The 8763-nt window shown below is 42.8% G+C and carries 9 protein-coding genes; 3 read left to right on the plus strand and 6 right to left on the minus strand.

Translation table 11 applies throughout. From position 1 onward, the window contains the following. Together VF500_RS11085 and VF500_RS11090 are read right to left on the minus strand one after the other, a co-directional pair. A partial coding sequence (locus tag VF500_RS11085; protein ID WP_330859733.1) for an STN domain-containing protein occupies positions 1-255 on the minus strand: 255 nt, incomplete at its 3' end. 64 nt (positions 256-319) lie between these two features. After that, positions 320-1312, minus strand: coding sequence for a FecR family protein (locus VF500_RS11090; protein ID WP_330859734.1), 993 nt, complete (start codon positions 1310-1312; stop codon positions 320-322). A 176-nt stretch (positions 1313-1488) separates the two neighbouring features. Between VF500_RS11090 and VF500_RS11095 the strand changes: the two genes are divergently transcribed. Beyond that, entirely contained in the window at positions 1489-2043 is a 555-nt protein-coding gene (locus tag VF500_RS11095) for a dihydrofolate reductase family protein (RefSeq protein WP_330859735.1), read from the plus strand. Positions 2044-2055: 12 nt separating this feature from the next. On the opposite strand, the gene VF500_RS11100 is transcribed toward VF500_RS11095, so the two are convergent. The 3 genes from VF500_RS11100 to VF500_RS11110 form a co-directional block, all read right to left on the minus strand. Further along, complete coding sequence (locus tag VF500_RS11100) at positions 2056-2643, minus strand: RNA polymerase sigma-70 factor (RefSeq protein WP_330859736.1); 588 nt, start codon at positions 2641-2643, stop codon at positions 2056-2058. Between the two features lie 200 nt (positions 2644-2843). Further along, on the minus strand, positions 2844-5618 hold the full coding sequence (locus VF500_RS11105; RefSeq protein WP_330859737.1) for a TonB-dependent receptor: 2775 nt from the start codon (positions 5616-5618) through the stop codon (positions 2844-2846). Between the two features lie 277 nt (positions 5619-5895). Further along, positions 5896-6210 carry a hypothetical protein gene (locus VF500_RS11110; protein ID WP_330859738.1) on the minus strand — a complete coding sequence of 105 codons (315 nt, stop codon included), beginning with the start codon at positions 6208-6210 and terminating at the stop codon, positions 5896-5898. A gap of 268 nt (positions 6211-6478) precedes the next feature. Between VF500_RS11110 and VF500_RS11115 the strand changes: the two genes are divergently transcribed. Both VF500_RS11115 and rlmF read left to right on the plus strand, forming a co-directional pair. Next, entirely contained in the window at positions 6479-6949 is a 471-nt protein-coding gene (locus VF500_RS11115) for a nucleoside triphosphate pyrophosphohydrolase family protein (protein ID WP_199232884.1), read from the plus strand. Between the two features lie 23 nt (positions 6950-6972). Beyond that, positions 6973-7935, plus strand: a complete 963-nt coding sequence (rlmF, locus tag VF500_RS11120) for a 23S rRNA (adenine(1618)-N(6))-methyltransferase RlmF (RefSeq protein WP_330859739.1) — start codon at positions 6973-6975, stop codon at positions 7933-7935. A 204-nt stretch (positions 7936-8139) separates the two neighbouring features. On the opposite strand, the gene VF500_RS11125 is transcribed toward rlmF, so the two are convergent. Then, positions 8140-8763 (minus strand): acyltransferase family protein (locus VF500_RS11125; RefSeq protein ID WP_414688574.1); only part of this gene is annotated, 624 nt, incomplete at its 5' end.

Raw genomic sequence — 8763 nt, forward strand, 5'->3', positions numbered from 1 at the left:
GATCTGTACGGTGCTTTTGGCAACAGTTTCGTTGTAAGTGAACCGTACACCGCTTGCTGCTGTAATTTTATCCAAAGCCTGTTTAAGCGGTTCGTTGTTTAGGTTGATAGAGACTATTTTATCAAGAGGGCTTTGTGCGTATGCATTACTTTGTGCCAGGATCAGGAAAAATAACATGCAGAGTGCCGTTCGGAAGGGTATTCGCGTTATTTCGCAAATCAGCATGGAGGGCCATGCCGGTCTGTTGGTTTTCATAGTTGCTTTAAATTGTTGGTGTTTGTTTATCCCTTTAGGAGATGATGTTTAAAAAATGAAAAGGTTAATTGTTGGATGGTAACGGTTGCAGGTAATAATCGTTATCAACCCTGTTCCAGCGAATGTCCATTACGGCGCAAAGTTTATTGAACGTTTTGGCAATGGGTTCGTTAGTATTGATATGACCGTAAAAGCCTTTCTTACTAATATCAGGAGTGATGGTTACACGGATACCATACTGGAGCGACAGGTCATCAGCAACACTTTGCAGTGATGCACCATCATAACTGAACAAGCCGGTTCGTTGTGAAAGGAATTTTGAAGCGTTAGGATATTCCTGTTTAACTAATGACCTGTCTGTTTTGTTATACACGGCCCGCTGGTTAAGGATCATGATAGCCTGCTTGCTTTTAGGCAGGTTATGTTCCTGTACAGCTACTTTTCCGCTGATAACGGTTACTTCGGATATGATCTGTTCGGGGTAGGCTTTAACGTTAAAGCTGGTACCCAGCACAACGGTTTTGAGCTGGCCCGATTGGATCACAAACGGATGGTCCTCATCATGCACTACATCAAAAAACGCTTCGCCTTCCAGTTTTACCAGGCGCTCTTTTGTCCTGAACTTGTCCGGGTAGCTGATGTGGCTTCCGGGGCTAAGCCAGATCCGGGTACCGTCAGGCAAACTGATTTGCCGGTGTTTGCCGGGAGCGGTTACCAGCTCAACCAGTTTAGCTGGATCAACAATTTCCAATACCTCGTTTTTGTAAAGCGCGGCAAACGTAACCAGCAATACAACGGCCGCTGCAGCAGCTATGTTTCGCCATAAGGTAATAACCTTACGCGCGGGTTTCCCCGGTGTTTCCATTTGTGCGGTTATCTTGTTCAATATACCTTCCCGCAGCTGTTCGGGAGTGTGGTGTTTTGAGGCCGATAACAGTACTTCCTCATCGTTAAAGCCGGTATACCAGGTATCAAGCCAGGCTTGCTCTTCCGGGCTAATGGTGCCTTGCTTTAGTTTATAGGCAAGTTCTTTTACATCGTAGGTTTTGTTTTCCATCGTAAACTAATTTTTCAACCTTTTACACATATAGTCAGGGACGGGGCGCAATACCCTTAGTGGAAAATGAAAAATATTTTTACTGACGTTGTTTTCTTTTTTGAGATCGAAACTGTAGTAAACTATACCGGCCGAAAAATTGCTAATTTTAGCTAAACCAAACAAAAACCAATCAAATGAGAAAAGTAATCTACGGTATTAACCTAAGTTTAGATGGTTGCTGCGATCATACCAAATTCGGCGGTGGTAATGATATACTCGAGTATTTTATGCAGCTTATGCAGGGTGTTGATCTGATTGTATACGGGCGTATAACCTACGAATTAATGGTTCCTTACTGGCCCGATGTTGCAAAAGACCCAAACGCAAGCAAACCAGACAGTGAATTTGCAAAGACATTTGACGCCATCGATAAAGTTGTTTTCTCACGAACATTAACCGGTATTGAAGGAAACAAGACAAAGGTTATTCACGGTGATCTTAAAGAGGAGATGCTTAAGTTAAAACAGCAACCGGGTGGCAATATTTCAATCGGCGGTGTAAACCTGCCGTTACAAATTGTAGAACTTGGCCTGGTTGATGAGTTTCATTTTGTGATACATCCAACAATTGTAGGCGAAGGGCGAGGGCTGCTGGAGGCTACAGGTTTAAAGGAAAAACTGGGTTTAAAACTAATTGAATCAAAGATCCTTGAATCAGGATGCGTTGCACTTCATTACCTGAAAGCGTAGCTATCCCCGATGTTAACTAAGCAGTAAAAATAGTACAGGCAAAGAAACTCCAAGCGACTGGCGTAGCGTACTCAGCGCTTTTGACATGTGTGCCTCAACCGTTTTTTGAGAGATTCCCAATTCTGCTGCTATCTCGGCATAGGTTTTATTTTCATCACGGCTAAGGAGGAATACGATACGGCATTTTTCGGGTAACTGACTGATGCTATGATCAAGCCGCTCCCGCAATTCTTTTTCCTCCAGCCATTGTATGGTACTGTCTTCTGTTTCGGGTGAGGTGAAAGTGAGTTCGTCCAAATGTTGTTGTTTTCTGTACTGACGATCGAGGTGATTGATTACCCTGTATTTAACCGCTACCGAAAGATAGGTAGCCATGGTATGGGTTAACTTAAGGCTTGCCCGGCGCTGCCAGATGCTTAAAAATACTTCCTGAACCACTTCTTCGGCCTCATGCCCATCATCTAAACGATGATATGCTACCGCAAAGGTTTTATCCCAGTACCGGTTATACAACTCGGTAAAAGCCTCTCGGTTGTCGCTGGCCATGAGCTGTAATAGCTGTTCGTCGGTATGGGTTATATGCTGATTGGGTGCAGGCATTCTTTATCTGCAATGCTAAGTTAAAGAATGTACAAAAAATAACTTTCGCACTTGTTTAACATGTTTTAACAGTTTGCAAGTTTAGAGTTTTATCGGGGTATAAAGTTACATCGTTATCAAAATTTATAGATCATTAAAATAAAAAAAGCCGCCCCGAAAGCCGGGGCAGCTGAAGTTATGAGGTCAGTTAGTTAATAGTTTTAAAATGTAAAGCCTACTCTTGCAAACAAGCGGCGGCCGTTTTCACCCATTTGCACGGCATCAAATGGGCCTGATGGTTCGTTGTTGAAGGCATATCCTTTTGCGCCTTTTACATAGGCAAGGTCGGGATGTACGTTAAAAATGTTATCGGCACCAATAGATACACGAACCGATTTAGCCACTTTGTAAGCAAAATACAGGTCGCTCACCACTTTGCCGCTATAGATGTACTGATCGGGTAGTTGGGCCGAACCATTATCGGTTGGTACAGTAGGGGTGAGGGTAGTGCCATCGCCGTAGCCATCAATCACAACTTTGCCAAAGTAAGTAAAGCGGGTGCCTACGGTAAAGCTTTTGTGGCTAAACTCGGGGTTTAAGCTAAGTTTTTGAGGCGGGGCTGATGCAAGGATAAATTTCTTTTCGCGTTCGCTTAAAAAGGTTTCGCGCAAGGCTGGGGTAGTACCCAATATAGGCGGATAGTTTACCTTGTCAATTTTCATGGTTTGGAAGTTGCCGGTAAACAGCACCCTGAACCTGTTAGCCCCAATGGTTTTGTTGTATTCAATCACCACATCCAAACCTTTGTTGGTAGTGTTTACAGCATTGGCAAAAAACTGGGCAGAACTTACATGTAGGTTTTTGAGGGCATCGGTAAATGTAGGGTCGAGAGTAGCGTCATCGGCACTGAACTGGCCTGAAAGTACTACGCGGTCGGTAACTTTAATATAATATCCGTCAACAGTAAAGCTTAACTCAGGCAGCGGTTTAAAGGTAAAGCCCAGACCGGCATTTTTTGATTTTTCCTGTTTAAGGTTGGGGATTCCTGCCGCTTTGGTGATAGGGCTGTAGTTTGGCGCAATCTTAACTTCAGAAATAACAGTACCCTGTACATTAGTAAAGGTCGAGCTATAATTGATCTGTTGTAATGAAGGAGCACGGAAGCCTGTGCCTAATGAACCGCGGATGTTAAAGTTATCAGTGATTTTATAGCGTGTGGCCAGTTTGGTATTAAAGTTTGAACCAAAATCGCTATAATGTTCGTAGCGGTTAGCAAAATCGACCAGCCATTTTTTAGTGATATCACCTTCAAGATCAACATACACACCTTCAACCGAGCGGTGGGCGCTTACTGCATCGCTTGGTTGATAACCAGGGAAGCCCTGCGAACCCGCCGCTTTTACACCGGTTGGATCATAGTTTTTATACGAAGCTTCTTCGCCCGAAAAGATCTTGTAACGCTCGTAACGGTATTCACCGCCGAAACCGAGGTTAAGGCCCTGCATTACATTGCCGAAATGTTTGTTGATGTTCAAGTTGCTGGTGTTCTGTAAAAACTCCGATCCGCCATCATCAAAATTGGTTTTATCGGCCCCTAAAGAGGCATTGAATGTTTTATAGCCAAAAAAGTGGAACTTGTTGTTACCAATGTTATTGCTCAGGTCCCAGTCCCAGCCATCGCCCAAAGTACCTTTGGCACCTACTGCTACCGCGATATCGGTATTGTGTGTGCGGATGATGGGGTTATAATAGGATTCGCCATCAGGAGTAGTAAAAATAATGCCGCTAACAGGGATGATGTTGCCGCTGTTATCGGTAGGGAAACGTTCAGGACGGCCGGAGAAATTACGGGTGAAAGCGTAATCATCAGATGCTTTATAACTGTAGCCGCCAAAGCTGTACAAAGTTGTACGGGTGCCGGCAAGCGGCGATTCATGATTGAAAAAGAAGGTGCCGCTCTCCGCCGATCCATCTCCATTGGCGCGCCTGTAAGGATTTATAGGCAGCGCTTTTGGGTTTGATGTTGTGGTATCATGCGTTTGGCGAAAGGTTTTGCCATTTTTGGCATAGTCGCCAGTAAAATTGATGAAACCACCGTTTTTACCAAGTGCCAAACCATAGTTGGCATCAATGGTGATGCCATTACCGTCTATAGCGCCGCCATGGGGATATTGTGAGGCAACAACGCTTTTGCCACTGTTAAAGGCGGGATCATAATAACCGGAGTAGCCTACGTTTGCATTAAACACACCGGTGGTTTTCTTTAACACCAGGTTGATAACACCCGCAATAGCGTCAGATCCGTACTGGGCCGAAGCACCGTCGCGGAGGATCTCGACCCTATCAATAGATGCTGTGGGGATAGAACTAAGGTCGACCCCAGAGTTGCCGCGGCCGCGCGTACCAAATACAGAAACGAAAGCAGTGGAGTGGCGGCGTTTGCCATTTACCAAAACCAGGGTTTGATCGGGGCCTAAACCGCGTAATGTACCCAGTTCAACGTGGTCGGCACCATCCGAGCCCGATTGTTTATTGTAATTAAATGAAGGGGCCGAATAATTAAGGATGTCTGTAATATCCATACGACCGGTTACCGAGGCAGCTTTGCCTACGTTAACAATATCAACCGGCACAGCAGTTTCCAGCTTTACCCGCCCGGCCGACCGCGTACCTATTAATACCACCTCATTTAACTGGGCTATATCACCAACCAGGGTAATATCAATTTTGCTGCGCCCGCTGATGGCTACCGTTAAGGTTTTGTAACCCGTGTAGCTTATAACCAACTCATCGGTTGCTGCCGCCGAAATGGAAAATATCCCTTTTGCGTTGGTGCTGGTACCTAAATTGCTTCCTTTAATGTGTACCGATACTCCGGGCATTGGAGCGTTGTTTGCAGCGTCGGTAACGGTTCCGGTTATAGTTTTCTTTTGTGCTAATACCAACAGGGGAGTTATGGTTAGCAAAATCGCGGTGAATAGTAAAATTTTCTTCATAAAATGGGAATGAGACTAAAATAATAATGTTTACTTTAATGTAAGTTAATGATTATTAAACAATTTTTAATATTGTGTTGATTTTATTTGAAGATTTATATTTTATATTTGCAGTTTTCTAAAATAAGTTAAAATATTAATGTATTTATGTGTTTTTTTATTGTCTTATTTTTAAATAACACTAAAAAAGCCAATTATTAAAGAGGATAAATCTTTAATAATTGGCTTTTATGGATTTAAAAAATAAACGGAATGTCTTTTTGTTGCCGGGTTTTATTTAAACAACTTTTTCGGGCTCGGTAACTTTAGTTTTTTTAGTTGCAGCAGCTTTTACGGGAGCAGCTTCTGCAGCTTTTTTCTCTTTTTTTACTTTTGGCTCGGCTGGTGCAGCATGTACTTCAGGGCTTAATTTACTTGCCAATGTTTTTGCCAGGTTTTTTGCAGCTTTGTCGATAGCTTTTTTAGCTTTGCTGATATCAGGGCCAAATTCACTCACCAGGGTTTCAATCTGGATCACTAATTTTTCCTTTAATTGTTTTTTAAGAACTTTGCGTGCTTGCTTGGTAGCGGCTTTATCTTTTATATTTTTCATGTGAATGGATTAGAAAATCAATCGAAGCAGAGTTTTTTCTTCGAATTGCAAAGTTAGGTTAATATAATGTGTTTTTAATATTATGTTTATGTTAACAAGTGTAATATATGTTAAGTTTTTATTAATTGATAATCAATGCTATTAGTGTGGTACTGATTATTTATTTTTTTGTTTTATAATGTTGTTGCCTGGTGTGACCTACACTAATTTTTTGAAAGCCTTTAAGTTAATTCATAACTTAGCCGTTTATTTATCGCCCTAAAACAACATGATCAAAGATTTAAGCGCATTAACACAGGTAGCCGAATTTCATACCACTTTTAAGCACCCTATAGTTGAAAAACCTGCAATACCCTCAAAAGGACGCAGCGATCTGCGTATTGAGCTTATCGCCGAAGAATTGAAAGAGTTGCAGCAGGCTGTTAATGATAATAATATGGTTGAGGTAGCCGATGCCCTTTGCGATCTGCAATACGTATTATCAGGAGCGGTATTGGAGTTTGGTTTAGGTTCAAAATTCAAGGAACTGTTTGATGAGGTGCACCGCTCAAACATGAGCAAAGCTTGCAAAACAGTTGAGGAGGCCGAAAAAACTATTGCGCATTATAAAAATACGGCAGATACAGATGCGTACTATAAAGAAATAGACGGCCTTTACCTGGTATATCGTACATCTGATCATAAAACATTAAAATCTATCAATTATTCGCCTGCCGATCTGAAAGGCATCGTAGGTTAATTATATATCAAAACACTATTCCATTGTCAGCACAAGAACCCAACCAGCCCGAGGCTAAAACCAACATGCACCCACGCAACAAACACCGCGAGGGGTATGATTTTAAGGCATTAATAAAAACTACGCCAGCCTTAAGGCAATTTGTGCGTACCAATGAATACGATAATTTTACTATCAATTTTGCCAACCCGGAGGCAGTAAAAACGCTTAACAAGGCGTTGTTGCAACACTATTACAGTGTAAACCACTGGGATATTCCCGAAGGATTTTTGTGCCCGCCTATACCGGGTCGTGCAGATTATATCCATTACGCTGCCGATCTGCTTGCGTCTGTTAATGATGGGGTTGTGCGCAAAGGCCGAAAAGTGCGTGTGCTTGATATTGGAACGGGTGCTAACCTTGTTTACCCTATAGTAGGTTTCAAAGAGTATGGCTGGAACTTTGTTGGTTCCGAGCTCGAACTGGAAGCCATGGCATCGGCACAAAGTATTATTGAGCAAAATAGCCACCTAAAAGTTGCTGTTGAACTAAGGCAGCAAAGTAAAAAGGCAGATATCTTTAAAGGGATAATCAAGCCCGGCGAGCTATTTGATCTTACTATCTGCAATCCACCATTCCATGCTTCGGCCAAAGAAGCTGCTGCCGGTTCGGCCCGCAAGTGGGACAACCTGGGTTTAAGAAAGGATAAACAGCCTATACTTAATTTCGGGGGCCAAAATACCGAGCTTTGGTATCCCGGCGGTGAGGCTGCTTTCCTGAAACTGATGGCTGCGCAAAGCAAGGCTTTTGAAAAGCAGGTTTTATGGTTCACCACACTGGTGTCTAAAAAGGAAAACCTCCGTATCTTATACAACGCCCTTCAAAAAGAAGGCGTAAAGGATGTGCAAACCATCAATATGTCGCAAGGCCAAAAAGCAAGCCGCATCATGGCCTGGACTTACTTAACGCCGGAGGAGCAGCAGGCGTGGGGTAAAGCCGACCGTTGATTTATTTGTGATTACGTTGATTTCGCTGATGTCTGAACCTGGATTTGGGGGGATTTTCAGGATTGAGCGGATTTTACTTTAATATCGCATTTTTTTAATTGAAGGATTTATCGGATACCATAAAATCCTATAAATCCTTCAATCTGTTTAATCCCGGTGCAGAAAAAATCAACGCAATCAGCGAAATCATCTCCTATCAGCGGTTCAGACCCTTAAAAATGTCTTCTTAGTATATAAATAATACAGGAACATCCATTTTACCATCACGTAACAAATCGCCATTACTACAATATTAAATGGATCGCCGACTAACTGGCCTATCCATCCAAAGAAACCTTCGGTGGTATAATCCCATTTAATGAAGTGACCGGAGATATAAATGAGGATGGAGTTCATACCGATCACCCTGAAATAGAAGGCCCATTTCTTATAGCCTTTTACATCAATGATATAGTAAAACAGTGCCATCAGCAATAAGCTTAAACCGCCTACGTGCAACACAAATGAACTTGTCCACAGGTTTTTATTGATCGGAAAATCGAGGTTCCAAATCTGGGCGAGGATCAGGAAGATCACGCCAACTACAGCCATGGTAGCTACTTTGCGCATTTGCGTAATACCGCCTTTTTTAAGCAGGATACCCGTGAGTATCCCTAATATACCGGTACTGATGGCCGGGATGGTTGAGAAAAGTCCTTCAGGGTCATGGATGCCTAAATACAAACGGCCCGGTAATATGCTGCGGTCTACATATGAGGCGAAGTTACCTTTCATGGTGAGGTCGCCGATAGGGAAGCCCGGGGCCGAAGTAAATTTAAGCAACAGCCA

Origin of the sequence: Mucilaginibacter sp. (assembly GCF_036383575.1) — a bacterium.
GTDB lineage: Bacteria > Bacteroidota > Bacteroidia > Sphingobacteriales > Sphingobacteriaceae > Mucilaginibacter.

Coding starts and splice junctions, on each gene's coding strand:
- VF500_RS11105 (WP_330859737.1), bottom strand. CDS start 5,618: ATGAAGAAAATTTTACTATTCACCGCGATTTTGCTAACCATAACTCCC.
- VF500_RS11100 (WP_330859736.1), bottom strand. CDS start 2,643: ATGCCTGCACCCAATCAGCATATAACCCATACCGACGAACAGCTATTA.
- VF500_RS11090 (WP_330859734.1), bottom strand. CDS start 1,312: ATGGAAAACAAAACCTACGATGTAAAAGAACTTGCCTATAAACTAAAG.
- VF500_RS11115 (WP_199232884.1), top strand. CDS start 6,479: ATGATCAAAGATTTAAGCGCATTAACACAGGTAGCCGAATTTCATACC.
- VF500_RS11095 (WP_330859735.1), top strand. CDS start 1,489: ATGAGAAAAGTAATCTACGGTATTAACCTAAGTTTAGATGGTTGCTGC.
- VF500_RS11110 (WP_330859738.1), bottom strand. CDS start 6,210: ATGAAAAATATAAAAGATAAAGCCGCTACCAAGCAAGCACGCAAAGTT.